This is a genomic window from Bradyrhizobium sp. UNPA324, from assembly GCF_006658635.1.
In the GTDB taxonomy this organism is placed as follows: Bacteria; Pseudomonadota; Alphaproteobacteria; order Rhizobiales; family Xanthobacteraceae; genus Bradyrhizobium; species Bradyrhizobium nanningense.
On the sequence record NZ_LFJD01000004.1, the window covers coordinates 2507771 to 2525648 of the forward strand.

The window sequence follows — 17878 nt, forward strand, 5'->3', positions numbered from 1 at the left end:
TGTCACGAAACAGTCATGGCGCGCCCGTATGAAGTTGTCTATTATCATAGACAACTTCGGCGCGGCAAGTTCTGTCAAGAGGTTCGGTGGATCGGGTGACCCAGCAAAGCAACCAGCAAGCCCAGCGCAAGGCCGCCATGGCCGTGCTGGCGCACGCGGAGGCGGGCGAGATCGCCGCCCGCCTCCGCGACTTGGCTCTGGATTTGGCCCTGCCGGCCCATCAGGATTTGCGTGCGCCGGAAAACGGCCTCGTCATGCTGCGCGGCCGGGTCGGCGGCGACGGCGCCCCCTTCAACCTCGGCGAAGCCACGGTGTCCCGCGCGGCCGTGAGGCTTGCAAGCGGCGAGGTCGGCTTCGGCTACACGCTCGGGCGGAACAGTGAGAAGGCGCGGTTGATCGCGCTGTGCGATGCGCTGGTGCAATCCCCAGATTTTGGTGCGGCCATCGAGCGCGACGTAATCGCCCCGTTGCGCGAGCAGCTTATGATTCGCCGCAAGCAGGCGGCGGCCGAGACCGCCGCGACGAAAGTTGATTTCTACACCATGGTGCGCGGTGAGGGGTGAGATCATGACCACGATTGCGGAATTGCCGCCGGGCTTCGCCGACAAGGTGCTGTCGGCGCAATCGACCTTTCGCTCGGTGATGGACGCGATGGCGCGGCCCGGCTCGGTCCAGCGCATCGTGCCGGGAGCGGGGGCGCCAGAGCCGATGATGCGCGGCACCGCGGCGATCGCGCTGACGCTGTTCGACCACGACACGCCGCTCTGGCTTGACGCGCGGATGGCGGCGATCTCGGATATCGTGAAATGGCTGAAATTCCACACCGGCGCGCCGGTGGTGCAGGATTGCTCGATCGCGAGTTTTGCGCTGATCAGCGACGGCGCCTTGCTGCCGGCGCTGGAGCGCTTCGCGCTCGGCACCAGCGAATATCCGGATCGCTCGACGACGGTGATCCTGCAGGTCGAGAGCCTCGAATCAGGTCGCTCCTTCGAGCTGCGCGGACCCGGAATCGACGGCACCGCGACGCTTCAGGCGTCGATCAAGCCCTTCGATCTGTTCGAGCGCCTGCATGTCAACGAGGCGCTGTTTCCGCGCGGCATCGATGCCGTGCTGGTCGCCGATGATGCCGTGGTCGCGATCCCCCGCACCACGCGCGTCGTGAGCAAGGGAAGCTGAAGCATGTATGTCGCAGTCAAAGGCGGCGAACGCGCCATCGAGAACGCCCATCGCCTGCTCGCCCACAAGCGACGCGGCGACCAAAGCGTTGCGGAGGTCACGCTCGACCAGATCTCCGAGCAGCTTGGCCTCGCCGTGGACCGCGTCATGAGCGAAGGCTCGCTCTATGATCGCGAGCTTGCGGCGCTCGCGATCAAGCAGGCGCGCGGCGATCTGATCGAGGCGATCTTCCTGGTCCGCGCCTTCCGCGCCACGCTGCCGCGTTTTGGCGCGAGCGAGCCGGTCGACACCGGCGCGATGCGCGTGCAGCGGCGGGTGTCCTCGACCTTCAAGGACATTCCGGGTGGCCAGATCCTCGGGCCGACCTTCGACTATACCCACCGCCTGCTCGATCCCTCGCTTGCGCAGGGCTTTGCGCCGGAGGCACCCGCCACGGCCGATGCATCCACGGCGCCGACGCCGCGCGTGACGGACATTCTCGGCCGCGATGGCTTGATCGAATCCTCGCCGCAGGCCGAGGAGGGCGCCGGCGTCGGCGATCTCACCCGCGAGCCGCTGAACTTCCCGGCCGGCCGCGACCTGCGGCTGCAGAACCTCGCGCGCGGCGACGAGGGATTTCTGCTGGCGATGGGCTATTCCACCCAGCGCGGCTATGGCCGCAACCATCCCTTTGCCGGCGAGATCCGCTTCGGCGAGGTCGAGGTGGAATTTTTCGCGGAAGACGCCGGCTTCGCCGTGCCGCTCGGTTCGATCGAGCTGACCGAGTGCCAGATGGTCAACCAGTTCAAGGGCTCCGCGACCGAAGCGCCGTGCTTCACCCGCGGCTATGGCCTCGCCTTCGGCCAGAGCGAGCGCAAGACCATGTCGATGGCGCTGGTCGACCGCGCGCTGCGGGGCCGCGAGCTCGGCGAGGAGGTGCGTGCGCCCGCGCAGGACGAGGAATTCGTGATGTCGCATTCGGACAACGTCCAGGCGACCGGCTTCGTCGAGCATCTCAAGCTGCCGCATTATGTCGACTTCCAGTCCGAGCTCGGCCTGCTGCGCAAGCTGCGGAAAGAGTTCGCCGATGCCCAAACGCCCGATGCCATGAAGGAGGCCGCGGAATGAACGCGCCGGCCTACAATTTCGCCTATCTCGACGAGCAGACCAAGCGGATGATCCGCCGCGCCATCCTCAAGGCGATCGCGATTCCCGGCTATCAGGTGCCGTTCGCCAGCCGCGAAATGCCGATGCCCTATGGCTGGGGCACCGGCGGCGTGCAAGTGACGGCGGCGATCCTGGGACCGCAGGACGTGCTGAAGGTGATCGACCAGGGCTCCGACGACACCACCAACGCGATCTCGATCCGCAAATTCTTCGCCAAGACCGCCGGCGTCGCCACCACGACGGCTACCGAGGAGGCGACGGTGATCCAGACCCGTCACCGCATTCCGGAGGCGGCGCTCAGCGAGAGTCAGGTGCTGGTCTATCAGGTGCCGATCCCGGAGCCGCTGCGCTTCCTCGAGCCGCGCGAGACCGAGACGCGGCGCATGCATGCGCTCGCCGAATACGGCCTGATGCATGTGAAGCTCTACGAGGACATCGCCCGCTTCGGCCACATCGCCACCGCCTATGCCTATCCGGTCAAGGTCAACGCACGCTACGTGATGGACCCGTCGCCGACGCCGAAATTCGACAATCCCAAGATGGATAATTGCCCGGCGCTGCAATTGTTCGGCGCCGGCCGCGAGAAGCGCATCTACGCGATCCCGCCCTATACGCAGGTGGTGTCGCTCGATTTCGAGGATCACCCGTTCGAGCCGTATCGCTTCAACGCGCCTTGCGCGCTGTGTGGGGCGGAGGACTCTTACCTCGACGAGATCGTCACCGACGACAAGGGCAGCCGCATGTTCGTCTGCTCCGACACCGACTATTGCGAGGGCCGGCAGGCCGCCGGCCATCACGGCAGCCTCAGTGGCGCGCCGTACAAGGAGAAGGCGCAAGGAGGCACGAATGGCTGATCCAGACCTGCGCGAGAACGACGAGCCGCTGCTGGTCGCGACATCCCTCAGCAAGTCCTTCGGCCGCATCGCCGCGTGCCGCGACGTGTCGTTCGCGCTCTATCCCGGCGAGGTGCTGGCGATCGTCGGCGAATCCGGCTCGGGCAAGTCGACGCTGCTGCAATTGCTGTCGGGCCAGCTCGCGCCGAGCGCCGGCCACGTCGCCTACCGCATGCGTGACGGTGTCACCCGCGATCTCACCACGCTCGGCGAAGCCGAGCGGCGCTTTCTGTTCCGCACCGACTGGGGCTTCGTGCACCAGGATCCCGCCCAGGGCCTGCGCATGGCGGTGTCGGCCGGCGCCAATGTCGGCGAGCGGCTGATGGCGGTGGGGTGGAATCACTATGGCCGCATCCGCGACACCGCATCCGACTGGCTGACGCGCGTCGAGATCGACATCGCGCGGATCGACGATGCGCCGCGGACCTATTCCGGCGGCATGCGCCAGCGGCTCCAGATTGCGCGCAACCTCGTCACCGAGCCGCGGCTGGTGTTCATGGACGAGCCGACCGGCGGCCTCGACGTCTCCGTACAAGCCCGCCTGCTCGACCTCCTGCGCGGCCTCGTCGCCGAGCTGCACCTTGCCGTCATCATCGTCACCCACGATCTCGCGGTCGCGCGCCTGCTCTCGCACCGGGTGATGGTGATGAAAGGCGGCCGCGTCATCGAAACCGGTCTCACCGATCAGGTGCTCGACGATCCACGCGAGCCGTATACGCAACTCCTCGTCTCGTCGATACTGCCGCCATAAGCCTTCCAAGATGGGTTTTCAAATGACCGTCATGATCGACATCGCCGACGCCAACAAGACCTTTACGATGCACCTGCAGGGCGGCATCGAGCTGCCGGTCGTGCGCGGCGTCACCTTCCAGGTCAACCCGGGCGAATGCGTCGTGCTCTCGGGGCCATCGGGCGCCGGCAAGTCGTCGATCCTGAAGATGATCTTCGGCAATTACCGCTGCGATAGCGGCCGGATCGGCATCCGCCACCGCGGCGCGCTGATCGATCTCGCCAGCGCCGAGCCGCGGCAGGTGCTCAACGTCCGCCGTTCCACCATCGGCTATGTCAGCCAGTTCCTGCGTGCTGTGCCGCGCGTGGCCACCATCGACGTCGTCGCCGAGCCGCTGATCGTCAATGGCATGGCCCGCGCTAACGCACAGGCCCGCGCCGGCGGCCTGCTGCATCGCCTCAACATCCCCGAGCGGCTGTGGCAGCTGCCGCCCGCGACCTTCTCCGGCGGCGAGCAGCAGCGCGTCAACATCGCCCGTGGCTTCATCTCGGATCTGCCGATCCTCCTCCTGGACGAACCGACCGCCTCGCTCGACGCCGCCAACCGCGCCGTGGTGGTCGAATTGGTCGCCGAGAAGAAACGCCAGGGCGTCGCCATGGTGGCCATTGTCCATGACGACGAAATCCGCCATCTGATTGCCGACCGTATCGTCGACGTCACCAGCTTTGCCGCCGCGGCCTGAAGGACATGGAAATGAACGCCCCGAAGGATACCGTCATCGCCAACGCCAGGATCGTGCTGGCCGACCGGGTGATCGACCAAGGCTGGCTGGCCCTTGCCAATGGCCGTATTGCCGAGATTGGCGAGGGCAGGGCGCCCGCAGGCGCCGGGGATGCCGGCGGCGACCTGATCATGCCAGGCCTGATCGAGCTTCACACCGATCATCTCGAAGCCCATTACGTGCCGCGGCCAAAAGTGTTCTGGAATCCGGTCGCCGCCGTCGTCTCCTATGACGGCCAGCTCGCGACGTCAGGCATCACCACCGTGTTCGACTCGCTCCGGGTCTGGCGCGAGGACGGCGCCGAGGAGGTCGATGGTCGCGCCGGCGTGCTTGCCGCTGCGATCACGACCGCGCGCGATGCCAGCCTGCTGCGCGCCGACCACTTCCTGCACCTGCGCTGCGAAATCCCGATGCCGAGCGTGGTCGAGGAGGCCAAGGAGCTGATCGACCGTCCCGACGTCAAGCTGATGTCGCTGATGGACCACACCCCCGGCCAGCGCCAGTTCCGCGACGAGGTCAAGCTGCGCGACTATTATCGCGGCAAGGGTGGCGGCAAGACCGATGCCGAGCTCGACGAATTGTTCGCAAAGCGCTTCGAATATCAGAAGCAATACGCCGCAACCAATATGCGCGAGATCGTGGCGCTGGCGCATCGGTACAACATCCCGCTGGCGAGCCACGACGACACCACCGAGGAGAACGTCGCGGATGCCGTGCGCGACCGCGTTTCGGTCGCGGAATTTCCGACCACGCTGGAGGCAGCGCGCGCCCTGCACCAGGCCGGCATCGACATTCTGATGGGCGCGCCGAACGTCGTGCGCGGCGGCTCGCATTCCGGCAACATCGCCGCGGTCGATCTCGCCCGCGAAGGCCTGCTCGATATCTTGTCGTCGGACTATATCCCGTCGAGTCTGCTGATGGGCGCGCTGCAATTGCCCGAGCATGTGCCCGCGATCAGCCTTCCGGCGGCGATCCGCACCGTGACGAAGGCGCCCGCCGAGGCGGTCGGCCTCACCGACCGCGGCGAGGTCGCGACCGGCAAGCGCGCTGACCTGATTCGCGTGCATGTCGCGGGCCACGTTCCCGTCGTCCGCAGCGTCTGGCGCGCGGGACACCGCGTCGCATGAGCGAGAGCGCGACCACGGCCGAGGGGGCGGCGGGCGCAATCGGCCCCGGCCGGCTCGTGCTCGTGGTCGGCCCCAGCGGTGCCGGCAAGGACACGCTGCTGCGGCTCGCGCAGGCGGCCTGCGCCGACGATCACGACATCGTCTTCCCGCGCCGTATTGTGACGCGAGCGTCGTCGGCCGACGAGGACAATATCGCGTTAAGTCCCGACCAATTCTGCCGCGCGCGCGAGCGCGGCGACTTCGCCGTGCATTGGGACGCGCATGGGCATTGCTATGCCCTGCCGCTCGACATCGACGACCATATCCGCGCCGGGCGCACGGTCGTCGCCAACGTCTCGCGCACCGTGCTTGGCGCCCTGCGCCAAGCCTATGCCAATGTCATTGTGGTCGCGATCACCGCGCCGCCGGACGTGCTGGCCGCGCGGCTTGCCGCGCGCGCGCGGCAGAGCGATGGCAACATCGCCGAACGTCTCACCCGCAGCGTCGATGATACGGCGGCGCAGGCCGATGTCACCATCCTCAACGCCGGCAGCGCGGAGGATCACAGCCGTCAGCTCGTGCGCGTGATCAGTGATGATGGCCGGCACGGGTAAACCGCCGGCGCAACATGGAGAGAGTGGAATGACGGTGATCAATACGGTCGAACAATTGGAGGCCATCTACGGCGTGACCAACGACGCCTCGACCGTGAAAGTCGCCGACCATGTCACACCGCTCTATCGCGTGTTCATCGAGAAGGCGCCGTTCGCCGCGCTCGCCACCATCGGGCCCGAAGGCATCGACTGCTCGCCGCGCGGCGACCGGCCCGGCTTCGTCCGTGTCCACGATCCCAAGACGCTGATGCTGCCGGATCGCCGCGGCAACAACCGGGTCGATTCGCTGCGCAATATCGTGCGCGATCCCAGGGTGTCGCTGATGTTCCTGATTCCGGGCTCCGGCAACGCGGTTCGCGCCAACGGCCGCGCCCACCTCTCGATCGATCCGGAGCTGCTGGCATCGTTCAAGGTGCAAGACAAAGCGCCGCGCAGCGTCATGGTGATGAGTGTCGATGAAATCTACTTCCAATGCGCCCGCGCCATCGTTCGCTCCGACCTCTGGAATCCCGACAAGCGCATCGATCCGAAAAGTTTGCCGACGCCCGGCCAGATCCTGGCGGAGATGAGCGACAACAAGGTCGGCGGCGCGGAATATGATCGTGCCTGGGCGGCGCGCGCCGCCGCGACGATGTGGTGACGCTCTCTCGTCTCCCTCGCCCCGCGCTTGCGGGGAGAGGGCGGGGTGAGGGGCCTCTCTCCACACACGAGATCGTCGTGGGACAAGCGGCAGGGCAATCGCATAGGATTTCACGAGGACTGTCTGCGGGCTTGCTCCGCCTCTCCCGCCTGCGGGAGAGGCGGACGCGCTCGCAGAGCGCGGCGGGTGAGGGCTCTCGCGACGCAGGGACATCCTCCTCAATCCTGAGCAATCCCGACGCGGAGACACCCCCACCCCCAGCCCTCCCCCGCAAGCGGGAGAGGGAGCCCAGTGCCGATGCCGCCGCATCGTGGACACCATATGCGATAGCAAGCGGGGAGAGGTGAAGAGGAGCCCGCTGCGGACGGCAATGCTTTAACTAAACGCCATGCCGCCGCTCAGCGCGATCGTCTGGCCGGTCATGTAGGCATTGTCGACCAGCAGCATCACCGCTTTAGCCACTTCCTCGGCCGTGCCGAAGCGGCCGAGCGGAATGCGGCTGACGAGCCCGGGCTGGCCGCCCATCATGTCGGTCTCGATCAGGGACGGGGCCACCGCGTTGACGGTGATGCCCTCCTTCACCAGCCGCGCCGCGTAACCTCGCGTCAGACCTTCCATGCCGGCCTTGGACGCATTGTAGTGCGGACCGATCGAGCCGGCGCCGCGCGCGGCGCCGGAGGAGATGTTGACGATGCGGCCCCATTTTCGCGCGCGCATCGACGGCAGCACCGCTTGCGTGCACAGGAACGCCGATTTCAGATTGACCAGGATCGTTCGGTCGAAATCCTCCTCGGTGAGGTCGTCGAGGCCGCGTGTGATGGCGATGCCGGCATTGTTGACGAGGATGTCGATGGGGCCAAGCCCGGCCGTCACGCGCTGGATCATGTCGGTCACCGCCTCAGCTTGCGAGACGTCGGCGGCAACGACGATGGCGCGGCCGCCGTGCTGACCGATCTCGCCCGCCAATTGCTCGGCCTGTCCGATTCTTTCACGGCAGTTGATCGCCACGGCGGCGCCTGATGCGGCGAGTGCGCGACAGATGGCTGCGCCAATCCCGCGCGAGCCGCCGGTCACGATCGCGGTACGTCCCTTGAGACTGTCTGACATGAGGAACTCCGATCGATCCGGCCATGGCGGGATCGTCGAGCGTCAGCGGCTGCCATTCAAATCACAAGGCCGCTACATCAGGTTAGCTTCGGCGGCGCGTCCTGGTGCGTGCCGCCTTCTTCGCGGCCGCGGACCGGACTTTGGCACCCTTGGTACGGCTTGCCTTGCGTGCGGCGGCTGAACGGGATGCTGCGGACCGCCGGTCTGCCGCGCGCTTGCCTTGCTTCGACAGCGCGCTCCGCGACGCCGTCGAGCGCGGCTCCTTCTTCAACACGCCTTCGACGGCGCGCGACACCTTCGGGCGGCGCTTCGCGGTGCGCTTGCCCTGACCGACTTCATAGGCGTATTTGGCGCTGCGGCGCGTGGCTTTCTTGGTGCGTCCCTTGCGCGGTGGCGGCAGGTCGACGCCGGCGCGGCGTGCCTCGGAGAGGCCGATTGCGATGGCCTGCTTCGTCGAGCGGGCGCCGTGCTTGCCTTTGCGGATCCTGTCGATCTCGTCCTTGACGAATTCGCCGGCCTGCGTGCTCGGCGACTTTCCGGCGCGCTTGTCCTGCTTCGCTTTACGGATGATTTCTTGTCTTGGCATGGTCGAGTTCCCCTGTGGACTCATAGGGATATCTGACCGCAACGCACGACGCGGAGGATTGATCCTTTTCAGTTCCGTAAGGCTGCCAGCAGCTCGTCCGGGCGCTCGGCCATGATCATGTGCCCGGCGCCCGGCACCACGACGGTCTTCGCATGGGGGATTGCCGCCGCAAGCGCCTTGCCCGCCTTCGCCGGCGTCATCATGTCCCGCTCGCCGAGAATGAGCGTGGTCGGCACCGTGACGCTCGCGGCGGCTTGAAGCGCATTCGTATAGGCATTGCAGGCCGACAGATCCCTGAACAGCACGCCGGGCTCGCATGCCCTGAGCACCGCCTGCGCGCCGCCATGCATCCACAGGCCCGGCGCGAGGCTGCCGCCGAGCTCGGCGTTGAAGCCGAGGCCCCAGATCGAGACCATGTCGTTGGCATCCTGCGAGTTGGCCTCGGCGGCCTTCAACAGATCGGGGCCGACCGTCATGGTCGCGGCGGTGCCGATCAGGCTCAGCGCGGAGACCTTGTCGGAATGCCGGGCGGCGGTCTCGAGCGAGATCAGCGATCCCATGGAATGGCCGATCAGGTGCGCCTTGGTAGCTCTTGCCGCATCGAGCAGAGCCGCGGTCCAGTCGGCCATCTCGGCGATGCTGCCGAGCGAAGGCCCAGGAGAGCGGCCATGACCGGGGAGGTCAGGTGCCAGCACGCCAAAACCGTGATGGGCGAACCAGCGCGTGTGCAGCGCCCAGGTCGAATGATCGAAGCCGGCACCATGGATGAAGACGACCGCGGGCAGGGATTTGTCGAAATCGCGGCCGCCGGTTGCGACGAACACATCAGCGCCGTTGACGGAGAGCTTCATGGTGTCAGACCTTTTGCGAGATGCGCAGCGCCTGCGCCAGATCGTCGATGATGTCGCTTGCGGTCTCGATGCCGACCGAGAGCCGCACCAGCTCCTCGCCAATGCCGGCGTCCCTGAGCTGCTCGGCATCCATCTGCTGATGCGTGGTCGAGGCCGGGTGGATCACCAGCGTCTTGGCGTCGCCGACATTGGCGAGATGGCTGATCATGCGCAGGCTTTCGATGAACTTGCGTCCCGCCGGGCGTCCACCCTTGATGCCGAAGGAGATGATCGAGCCGGCGCCGCGCGGCAAGAGCTGCTTGGCGAGCTGATAGTCCGTGTGCGTCTCCAGCGAGGGATGCAGCACCCAGTCGACCGCCTTGTTGGATTTCAGCGCTTCCAGCACGAGGTGCGTGTTGTGCATGTGGCGGTCCATGCGCACGCCGAGCGTTTCGACGCCCTGCAGCAGCTGGAACGCGTTGGTCGGCGACAGGCAGGCGCCGAAATCGCGCAGGCCTTCGGTGCGCGCCCGCATGATGAAGGCAGCGGTGCCGAACTGCTCGTCGAAGACGATGCCGTGATAGCCGCCATAGGGCTCGGTCAGCACGGCGAACTTGGAGGACGCCCGCCAGTCGAAGCGGCCGCCGTCGATGATCGCGCCGCCGATCGCGATGCCGTGGCCGCCGATCCATTTTGTCGCCGAATGCATGACGATGTCGGCGCCGAGCTCGATCGGTCGGCTCAGATAGGGCGTGGCAAAAGTGTTGTCGATCAGCAGCGGGATCTTTGCGTCATGCGCGATCGCCGCGACCTCTGGGATGTCGAGTACCTCGAGGCCGGGATTGCCGATGGTCTCGCCGATCACGAGCTTCGTGTTCGGCTTGATGGCGCTGCGGAACGCGTCGAGATCGCGCGGTTTCACAAACGTCGTGGTGATGCCGAAGCGCGGCAGCGTGTGCGCCAGGAGGTTGATGGTGCCGCCATAGAGCGAGCTCGACGCCACGATGTGATCGCCGGCATTGAGCAGGGTCGCGATCGCCAGATGCAGCGCGGCCATGCCGCTCGCGGTGCAGATCGCGCCGACGCCGCCTTCGAGCGCGGCGAGCCGCTCCTCGAGCACGCCGGTGGTCGGATTGGAGATGCGCGTATAGATGTGGCCGGCGCGCTCCAGATTGAACAGCGCAGCGGCGTGATCCGAGTCCTGGAACACGTAGGACGTGGTCTGGTAGATCGGCACCGCGCGGGCGCCGGTCACGGGATCCGGATGCTGGCCCGCATGCAGGCTCAGGGTCTCGAAGGCGGGTGGTTTTGGCGCGGGCATGCATGGCCTCGTTGGTCGGTCGGCGGTGGAGGGCGTTGTGCCACAGAATGGCGCGCGAAGTCAGCCATTGACAGCGCCGTCTACGCCTCACCCCCCGATCGCCTGCTCGATGATCCGCGCTTCCCGAAGCAGGATCTCCGCGACCTCCTGCTCGCGGCGGGGGCCGAGCCTCGTTCGCACCGCGGAGACGGTCATCGCCGCGGCGGGGCGGCCGTCCGAGGTCTTGATCCAGGTCGAGATCGATTTCGTGCCCTGCACGAGGCCAATCTCTCTCATGCCGTATCCCAGCCGTCGTGCGGCGGTGACCTCGCCGAGGACCGTCGCCGTATCGGTGCGGTAGGCCTCGAACCGCTTCTCGTTGGCCGCGACGATCTTGCGCGCGTCCTGCGCCGGCATCGCGGCGAGGATGGCGACGCCGGCACTGGAGACGCCGAGCGGCCGCCGCGCGCCGACCTCGATCGACAGCACCTGGATCGGATAGACGCCGATCCTGCGATCGACGCACAGCGTATCGTTGCCGGTTCGCGCCGTCAGAAACAGCGTATCGCCGATCTCGGCGGACGCGCGACGCAGCGAAGGATTGGCGGCAACCAGCAGCCGCGATGGTCGCGGCCGTGCCAGCGCCAGCTCCGGCACCTGGTTGCCGATCGCGTAGCGGCCGCTCCGCGCATTCCGCTCGACGATGCCTTCCTCGATCAGCACGTGGACGATGCGGTGCACGGTGGGACGGGTGAGGCCGGTCGCCTGGATCACCTCAGCCAATGGCACACCGTCTTCGCGGCCTGCGGCGAGAATGCGCAGCACGGCGAGCGCGCGCCGGATTGCCTGCGCGCCCTGCCGCGGTTCCAGGGCGCCGCGGCCGGCTTTCGGGGAATTCGTTCTGTCCATAATATGGACAAGAACGCCACAATTCACTCGACAGGTAAAGTGCGCATCTGGAGATTGCGCTGCGATCGAGATGCCTTTCGCGTTTCCTTGGATGACGCCCACGGCATTCGACGTGAGATTGGAAGCGCTGCCGGGAGGTTAACATGAGATTAATCTGGATTGCCATAGCTGCTGCCGCCGCGATGCTGGCGGGGCCCGCGTCGGGCCAGCAATGGCCTGCACGCAGTGTCAAGCTGATCGTGCCCTATCCCGCCGGCGGCAACGTCGACAGCGCCGCGCGCATCGTCGCCGACAAGCTTCAGGAAAAGCTCGGCCAGCCCTTCATCATCGAGAACAAGGCCGGCGCCGGCGGCATGATCGCAGGCGAGGCCTTCGCCAAGTCGGCGGCCGACGGCTACACGCTGTTCGTCGGCGCCAACGGCCCGGTGCTGTTCGCGACCGAGATCAACAAGCGCGACGCCTATAATTGGAAAAAGGACTTCATGCCGATCTCGACGATCTCGATGACGCCGCTGGTGCTCGAGGTACATCCGTCGGTGCAGGCCAACAATTTCAAGGAATTCATCGAGCTCGCCAAGCGCGAGCCCGGCAAGCTGACCATGGCCTCGCCTGGCCCCGGCACCACCAACCATCTGCTCAGCGAGCTGATGCAGTCGAACCTCGAGCTGCAATGGGTCACCGCGCATTATCGTGGCAATGCGCCGGCGATCAACGATCTGCTCGGCGGGCAGGTGCAGTTCGCATTCGACCAGCTCACGGTCAGCCTGCAGCATATCAAGGCCGGCCTGTTCCGCGCGCTCGCCGTCACCAGCCCGCATCGGCTGAAATCACTGCCCGACGTGCCGACCTTCACTGAACTCGGCTACAAGGATTTCGACGGCCAGACTTTTACGGGCCTGTTCGCCCCGGCAGGCACGCCGGCACCCATCATCGACAAGCTGCACGAGACGCTGGTCGCGATCCTGAAAGACCCCAGCGTCGTCGACAAATTCGAAAAACTCGGCGGCGAAGCCACGCCGATGACGCCGGACGAATTCAAGGCCTATCTCGAGCGCGAGGACGCCAAGTGGATTCCGGTGGTGCGCAAGGCCAACATCAGGGCGGATTGATCGATGCGGATTGATCCCAGCGAGCTCGGCGCGGAGCGCATCTACCGGCTGATGACCGGCATCGTGGTGCCGCGCCCGATAGCGTGGGTCACCAGCCTGTCGAGTAAGGGCGTGCTCAACCTCGCCCCGTTCAGCGCCTTCACCTTCGTCTCGCAGAAGCCGCCGATGCTCGCCATCAGCGTCGGCCGCAAGGGCGCCGATTACAAGGACACCGCGCACAACATCCTCGACACCGAGGAATATGTGATCCACATCGCCGATACCCCGCTGATGTCGGCGGTGCATGACTCATCGGTCGAGCACCCGCCTGAGATCAGCGAGGTCGAGCATCTCGGGCTGGAGACGCTGCCCTGCGAGCGCATCAAAGTGCCGCGACTTGCCGCCGCGCCGGTCGCGATGGAATGCCGCTTCCGGCAGTGCCTCGAATTCGGCGACGCCAAGAGCCGGCTCATCGTCGGCGAGGTCGTGATGTTCCATTTGCGCGACGGCCTCGTGAATGACGGCAAGGTCGAGACCAAAGCGCTCGATCCGATCGCGCGCATCGGTGGCCCCCGCTACGCCCGCCTCGGCGAGATCGTGACGCTGAACACGGTGTTCCAGACGCCCAAATCGAAAGACTGAGCGCGCCGGCCGGTCGCCGGCCAGGCCGCCTCGACATCATCGGAGGAATGATAATGCGACTCCTGAGCTATCTCGTGGACGGAGAGCCGCGTTACGGCACGGCCGTCGAAGGCGGTGTCGTCGATCTGACCAAGCGGATCGGCCGCGACTATTCGGACGTGAAGGCGCTGATCGCGGGCAACGCGCTCGCCGATGCGCAGGAAGCGATCGCCGAGCAAGAGCCTGATTACGCGCTGGACAAGCTCGTGCTGCTGCCGCCGGTGCTGGCGCCGGAGAAGCTCTGGTGCATCGGCGTCAACTACGCCGAGCGCAACGCCGAATATAAAGACAATTCGGACCTGCCCAAATATCCGAGCCTGTTCGTGCGCAGCATGTCGTCGATGACAGGCTCCGGCCAGCCACTGGAGAAGCCGAAGGTTTCGGATCAGCTCGACTACGAGGGCGAGCTCGTCATCGTCATCGGCCAGGGCGGCCGTCACATCCCGCGCGAGAAGGCGTGGTCGCACATCTTCGGCATGACGCTGTGCAACGAGGGCACGATCCGCGACTGGCTGCGGCACGGCAAGTTCAACGTCACGCAGGGAAAGAATTTCGACCGCTCCGGCAGCATCGGCCCGTGGATCGTCACGTCGGACGAACTCGACCCGCGCGGGCCTCACGACATCGTCACGCGCGTCAACGGCGAGGTGCGGCAGCAGGACACGACCGAGCGGCTGATGTTCCCGTTCGACTTCCTGATCTCATATCTCTCCACCTTTGCCACACTCAAGCCCGGCGATATGATCGTGACGGGCACGCCGACCGGCGCCGGTGCGCGCTTCGATCCGCCGCGCTGGCTGAAGGTTGGCGACGTCGTCGAGGTCGAGTCGCGCCGTATCGGCGTGCTCAGCAACACCGTCGCGGCGGAGCAATAAACGATGCTGGATGCCGCCACGATCGACCGCCTTGCCGCGCGCCTCGATGAGGCCGAGCGGACCAAGACGCTGATCCGGATGTTCACGAAGGATTATCCGGATTTCAGCATCGAGGACGCCTATGCCGTCCAGCGCGCCTGGACCAAGCTGCAGCTCGGCCGCGGCCGCATCATCAAGGGCCACAAGATCGGTCTGACCTCGAAGGCGATGCAGAACGCGGTCGGCATCTCCGAGCCCGATTACGGCGTGTTGTTCGCCGACATGTTCTATGCCGACGCCACGCCGATCCCGTTTGACCGTTTCCACGCGCCGCGCATCGAGGTCGAGCTCGCCTTCGTGTTGAAGGCGCCGCTGCGCGGGCCCGACTGCACCATCTTCGACGTGCTCAACGCCACCGACTACGTGACGCCGGCGCTGGAGATCCTGGAGACACGCATGCACCGCGTCGATCCCGAGACCGGCAAGACGCGGAAGGTGATGGACACGATCTCGGACAACGCGGCCAATGCCGCGCGGGTGCTCGGCGGCCGGCCGTTCCGCCCCATGGATGCGGATCTGCGCTGGATCGGCGCGCTGCTGTTCCGCAACGGCGAGGTCGAGGAGACCGGACTTGCCGCCGGCGTGCTCAATCACCCCGCCAACGGCATCGCCTGGCTCGCCAATCGCCTTGCGCCGCATGACGAGTATCTTAGGGACGGCGAGGTCGTGCTGGCGGGCTCGTTCACGCGTCCCGTCGACATCCGCCGCGGCGACACCTTCCACGCCGATTACGGCGCGTTCGGCTCGGTGTCGTGCCAGTTCGTCTGAACCAACAACAAAGAGGGAGCGCACCATGACAGGCCACACGCGGCGCAAGAGCATCCACATCGGCGGCTTCAAACACGTCAATCCGATCCCGAACGCCTGCCGCATCGGCAATCTCGTGATGTCAGGCGTCATCCTCGGCCGCGATCCCGCCACCAACGCGATGCCGGAGAGTCTCGATGCGCAATGCGCCAACATGTTCGCGCATATGAAGGCGACGGTGGAAGCCGCCGGCGGCACCACGGATGACATCATCAAGATGACGGTCTGGCTGAAGGATCGCACGCAGCGCGGACCTGTGAATGTCGAGTGGTTGAAGATGTTCCCGGACGAGCATTCGCGGCCGGCGCGTCACGCGCTGCCGATGGACAACATGGATGGCGGCGCGCTGGTGCAGTGCGACTTCACCGCCGTGATCGACTGAAGGAGCGCTTGCATGCCGACCTATCTGCCGTTCGACCCCAATCCGCGCCGCCCGAGCAAGGCGCCGCCGCCTAAGACCGTCGACAGCCAGTTTCACGTGCTGGGGCCGATCGAGAAATATCCGGAGCGTCCGGGCGCCGCCTATCGGATGCCGACCGCGACCTGGGAAGCGGCGCTGCGCATGCACAGGGCGCTCGGCATCGAGCGCGGCATCATCGTGCAGACCACGACCTACGGCGCCGATCATGCCGTCGTGCTCGACGGTCTCGCCGCGATGGGCCCGAACTATCGCGGCTGCGCCAACGCGCTGGTGTTTGCGGAAGCAGACGATTCCTATCTTGCCAAGCTGCATGACGCCGGCGTGCGCGGCGCGCGCTTCAGCTTCCGCCAGGAGCTCGGTGCCGTACTGTCGGACGCCGATTTCGCCCGCGCCATGGCGCGCATCCGCGAGCTCGGCTGGTACGTCAAGATCCAGCCCGAGAAGGACGGCATCATGTCGAGCGTCGCCAAATACGAGAATCTCGACGTGCCCGTGCTGATCGACCACATGGGCCGCCCTGACCCCGAGGCCGGCAAGAGCGATCCGAACCTGCGCAAGATGCTGGAGCTGCTCGAGAAGGGCAATTTCTGGGTCATGCTGTCGCTCGGCGAGAAGACCTCGAAGGCGGGCGCGCCCTACGACGACGTGATCCCGATCGCGCGTGCCTATATCGAGGCCGCCGCCGACCGCTGCGTCTGGGCCAGCGACTGGCCGCATCCGGTCTCCGTCAAGCAGCCGCCGAACGATGCCGATCTGATCGAGCTGATGTACCGCTATGTCGCGGACCAGGCGGAGCTGGAGAAGATTTTGGTGCACAACCCGGCCAGGCTGTTCGGGTTTGCGGATTAGCGGGTTCGAGGCTCGCCACGCGCGCGGTGCGCTCCCTCTCCCGCTTGCGGGAGAAGGCGGGGGTGAGGGCTCTTTCCTCTAGGGGATTGTCCCATCGTAGAGACACCCTCTCCCCCAAACCTCGCCCGCAAGCGGGGGAGGGAGCGCACCTTCATCGCCGCGATAATCGGATTTCATCACACCGCTGGCTGTTTCGCCAGGTGGTCGCGCACCTCCGCCGCGATCTCGAACGAGCGCAGCCGTGCGGAATGGTCGTAGATCTGCCCGGTGGTGATCAATTCGTCCGCGCCGGTATCAGCGATCAGCGCCTTCAACTTCGCTTCGACCACGCTGGGCGAACCGACCGCGGAACATGACAGCGACTAGCCAACCATGGCCTTCTCCGCCGGCGACCACAGCGCGCCCATGTCGTCCACCGGTGGCGGGAGGGGCCCCGGCGTGCCGCGGCGCAGATTGATGAATTGTTGCTGCAGCGAGGAGAACATCCGCTGCGCCTCCGCGTCGCTATCGGCGGCGAACACATTGACGCCGACCATCGCATAGGGCTTGTCGAGCTGTGCCGACGGCTCGAAGCGCGCGCGATATTCGCGCAGCGCCGGCATCATCATCTGCGGCGCGAAATGCGAGGCGAAGGCGAACGGCAGCCCCAGCATCGCCGCGAGCTGCGCGCCAAAGGTGCTGGAGCCCAGGATCCAGAGCGGCACCTTGGTCCCCATGCCGGGCACGGCGCGGATCGCCTGGTTCGGCTGCACCTCGCCGAGCAGCGCCTGCAGCTCGAGCACGTCGTGCGGAAAGTTCTCGGAAGTCGTGGCGAGATCGCGCCGCAGCGCCCGTGCCGTGAACTGGTCGGTACCCGGCGCCCGCCCGAGCCCGAGATCGATCCGCCCGGGATAAAGCGATTCCAGCGTGCCGAACTGCTCGGCGATGACGAGCGGCGAATGGTTCGGCAGCATGATCCCGCCAGAGCCGACGCGGATCATTGTGGTGCCGCCCGCGATGTGGCCGATCACCACGGACGTCGCCGCGCTCGCGATCCCCGTCATGTTGTGATGCTCGGCGAGCCAGAACCGTTTGTAGCCCCAGCCTTCCGCATGGCGGGCGAGATCGAGCGAATTGCGGAACGCCTGCGCGGCATCGCCGCCCTGGCAAATCGGCGCGAGGTCGAGCACGGAGAAGGGGATCATGGGGGGCTACCAATGTGGGGCGATGCGCGCTGGAACTTCACATATAGGAGCCGGACATGGGAATGTTAGCGCGTAGGGCTGCTTGCCGCAGATCGAGATTGCCGTATCCTTGCACG

At 66.2% G+C, this 17878-nt stretch carries 20 protein-coding genes and 1 pseudogene; 15 read left to right on the plus strand and 6 right to left on the minus strand.

Features of this window, described 5'->3' with window-relative positions:
• The first annotated feature begins 86 nt into the window (after positions 1–86).
• Genes phnG through UNPA324_RS12300 form a run of 9 tightly spaced genes read left to right on the plus strand, consistent with a single transcriptional unit; the run spans position 87 to position 7086 of the window.
• Positions 87–563 (plus strand): phosphonate C-P lyase system protein PhnG, encoded by a 477-nt coding sequence (gene phnG, locus UNPA324_RS12260; RefSeq protein ID WP_141934778.1) that lies wholly within the window; start codon positions 87–89, stop codon positions 561–563.
• A 4-nt stretch (positions 564–567) separates the two neighbouring features.
• On the plus strand, positions 568–1176 hold the full coding sequence (gene phnH / locus UNPA324_RS12265; protein WP_181769372.1) for a phosphonate C-P lyase system protein PhnH: 609 nt from the start codon (positions 568–570) through the stop codon (positions 1174–1176).
• A gap of 3 nt (positions 1177–1179) precedes the next feature.
• A complete protein-coding gene (locus tag UNPA324_RS12270) occupies positions 1180–2283 on the plus strand; it encodes a carbon-phosphorus lyase complex subunit (RefSeq protein ID WP_128919238.1) in 1104 nt (367 codons plus the stop codon).
• Complete coding sequence (locus tag UNPA324_RS12275; RefSeq protein WP_128919239.1) at positions 2280–3176, plus strand: alpha-D-ribose 1-methylphosphonate 5-phosphate C-P-lyase PhnJ; 897 nt, start codon at positions 2280–2282, stop codon at positions 3174–3176. Before UNPA324_RS12270 ends, UNPA324_RS12275 begins: the two co-directional genes overlap by 4 nt.
• Positions 3169–3966: a phosphonate C-P lyase system protein PhnK gene (gene phnK, locus UNPA324_RS12280; RefSeq protein WP_128919240.1), complete on the plus strand. Its 798-nt coding sequence runs from the start codon at positions 3169–3171 to the stop codon at positions 3964–3966. The genes UNPA324_RS12275 and phnK overlap by 8 nt, the downstream gene beginning before the upstream one ends.
• A gap of 22 nt (positions 3967–3988) precedes the next feature.
• Positions 3989–4687, plus strand: a complete 699-nt coding sequence (gene phnL / locus UNPA324_RS12285) for a phosphonate C-P lyase system protein PhnL (RefSeq protein ID WP_181769373.1) — start codon at positions 3989–3991, stop codon at positions 4685–4687.
• Positions 4688–4698: 11 nt separating this feature from the next.
• On the plus strand, positions 4699–5853 hold the full coding sequence (locus UNPA324_RS12290; protein ID WP_128919242.1) for an alpha-D-ribose 1-methylphosphonate 5-triphosphate diphosphatase: 1155 nt from the start codon (positions 4699–4701) through the stop codon (positions 5851–5853).
• Positions 5850–6446: a phosphonate metabolism protein/1,5-bisphosphokinase (PRPP-forming) PhnN gene (phnN, locus tag UNPA324_RS12295; RefSeq protein ID WP_128919243.1), complete on the plus strand. Its 597-nt coding sequence runs from the start codon at positions 5850–5852 to the stop codon at positions 6444–6446. Before UNPA324_RS12290 ends, phnN begins: the two co-directional genes overlap by 4 nt.
• A 28-nt stretch (positions 6447–6474) precedes the next feature.
• Entirely contained in the window at positions 6475–7086 is a 612-nt protein-coding gene (locus tag UNPA324_RS12300) for a pyridoxamine 5'-phosphate oxidase family protein (protein WP_141934780.1), read from the plus strand.
• Positions 7087–7461: 375 nt separating this feature from the next.
• On the opposite strand, the gene UNPA324_RS12305 is transcribed toward UNPA324_RS12300, so the two are convergent.
• The 5 genes from UNPA324_RS12305 to UNPA324_RS12325 all read right to left on the minus strand — a co-directional run bounded on the left by UNPA324_RS12305 (position 7462) and on the right by UNPA324_RS12325 (position 11818).
• Entirely contained in the window at positions 7462–8193 is a 732-nt protein-coding gene (locus UNPA324_RS12305) for an SDR family NAD(P)-dependent oxidoreductase (protein ID WP_141934781.1), read from the minus strand.
• Between the two features lie 82 nt (positions 8194–8275).
• Positions 8276–8779, minus strand: coding sequence for a DUF6496 domain-containing protein (locus UNPA324_RS12310; RefSeq protein WP_141934782.1), 504 nt, complete (start codon positions 8777–8779; stop codon positions 8276–8278).
• 68 nt (positions 8780–8847) lie between these two features.
• Positions 8848–9630 (minus strand): alpha/beta fold hydrolase, encoded by a 783-nt coding sequence (locus UNPA324_RS12315; RefSeq protein ID WP_141934783.1) that lies wholly within the window; start codon positions 9628–9630, stop codon positions 8848–8850.
• A gap of 4 nt (positions 9631–9634) precedes the next feature.
• Complete coding sequence (locus UNPA324_RS12320; RefSeq protein WP_128919248.1) at positions 9635–10930, minus strand: O-acetylhomoserine aminocarboxypropyltransferase; 1296 nt, start codon at positions 10928–10930, stop codon at positions 9635–9637.
• Between the two features lie 87 nt (positions 10931–11017).
• Positions 11018–11818 carry an IclR family transcriptional regulator gene (locus UNPA324_RS12325; protein ID WP_181769374.1) on the minus strand — a complete coding sequence of 267 codons (801 nt, stop codon included), beginning with the start codon at positions 11816–11818 and terminating at the stop codon, positions 11018–11020.
• Positions 11819–11961: 143 nt separating this feature from the next.
• Here UNPA324_RS12325 and UNPA324_RS12330 point away from each other — a divergent pair, with 143 nt between their 5' ends.
• From UNPA324_RS12330 to UNPA324_RS12355, 6 genes are read left to right on the plus strand one after another with little or no spacing between them, the layout of a single operon-like run.
• Positions 11962–12927 carry a Bug family tripartite tricarboxylate transporter substrate binding protein gene (locus UNPA324_RS12330; RefSeq protein WP_141934785.1) on the plus strand — a complete coding sequence of 322 codons (966 nt, stop codon included), beginning with the start codon at positions 11962–11964 and terminating at the stop codon, positions 12925–12927.
• Between the two features lie 3 nt (positions 12928–12930).
• Positions 12931–13548, plus strand: coding sequence for a flavin reductase family protein (locus UNPA324_RS12335; RefSeq protein WP_141934786.1), 618 nt, complete (start codon positions 12931–12933; stop codon positions 13546–13548).
• 53 nt (positions 13549–13601) lie between these two features.
• Positions 13602–14462 carry a fumarylacetoacetate hydrolase family protein gene (locus tag UNPA324_RS12340; RefSeq protein WP_141934787.1) on the plus strand — a complete coding sequence of 287 codons (861 nt, stop codon included), beginning with the start codon at positions 13602–13604 and terminating at the stop codon, positions 14460–14462.
• Between the two features lie 3 nt (positions 14463–14465).
• Positions 14466–15269, plus strand: coding sequence for a 2-oxo-hept-4-ene-1,7-dioate hydratase (gene hpaH / locus UNPA324_RS12345; RefSeq protein WP_141934788.1), 804 nt, complete (start codon positions 14466–14468; stop codon positions 15267–15269).
• Positions 15270–15294: 25 nt separating this feature from the next.
• On the plus strand, positions 15295–15690 hold the full coding sequence (locus tag UNPA324_RS12350; RefSeq protein ID WP_128919254.1) for a RidA family protein: 396 nt from the start codon (positions 15295–15297) through the stop codon (positions 15688–15690).
• A 12-nt stretch (positions 15691–15702) separates the two neighbouring features.
• A complete protein-coding gene (locus UNPA324_RS12355; protein WP_141934789.1) occupies positions 15703–16578 on the plus strand; it encodes an amidohydrolase family protein in 876 nt (291 codons plus the stop codon).
• A gap of 176 nt (positions 16579–16754) precedes the next feature.
• On the opposite strand, the pseudogene UNPA324_RS12365 reads toward UNPA324_RS12355, so the two are convergent.
• Positions 16755–17762, minus strand: a pseudogene (locus tag UNPA324_RS12365) (LLM class flavin-dependent oxidoreductase).
• Between the last annotated feature and the right edge of the window lie 116 nt (positions 17763–17878).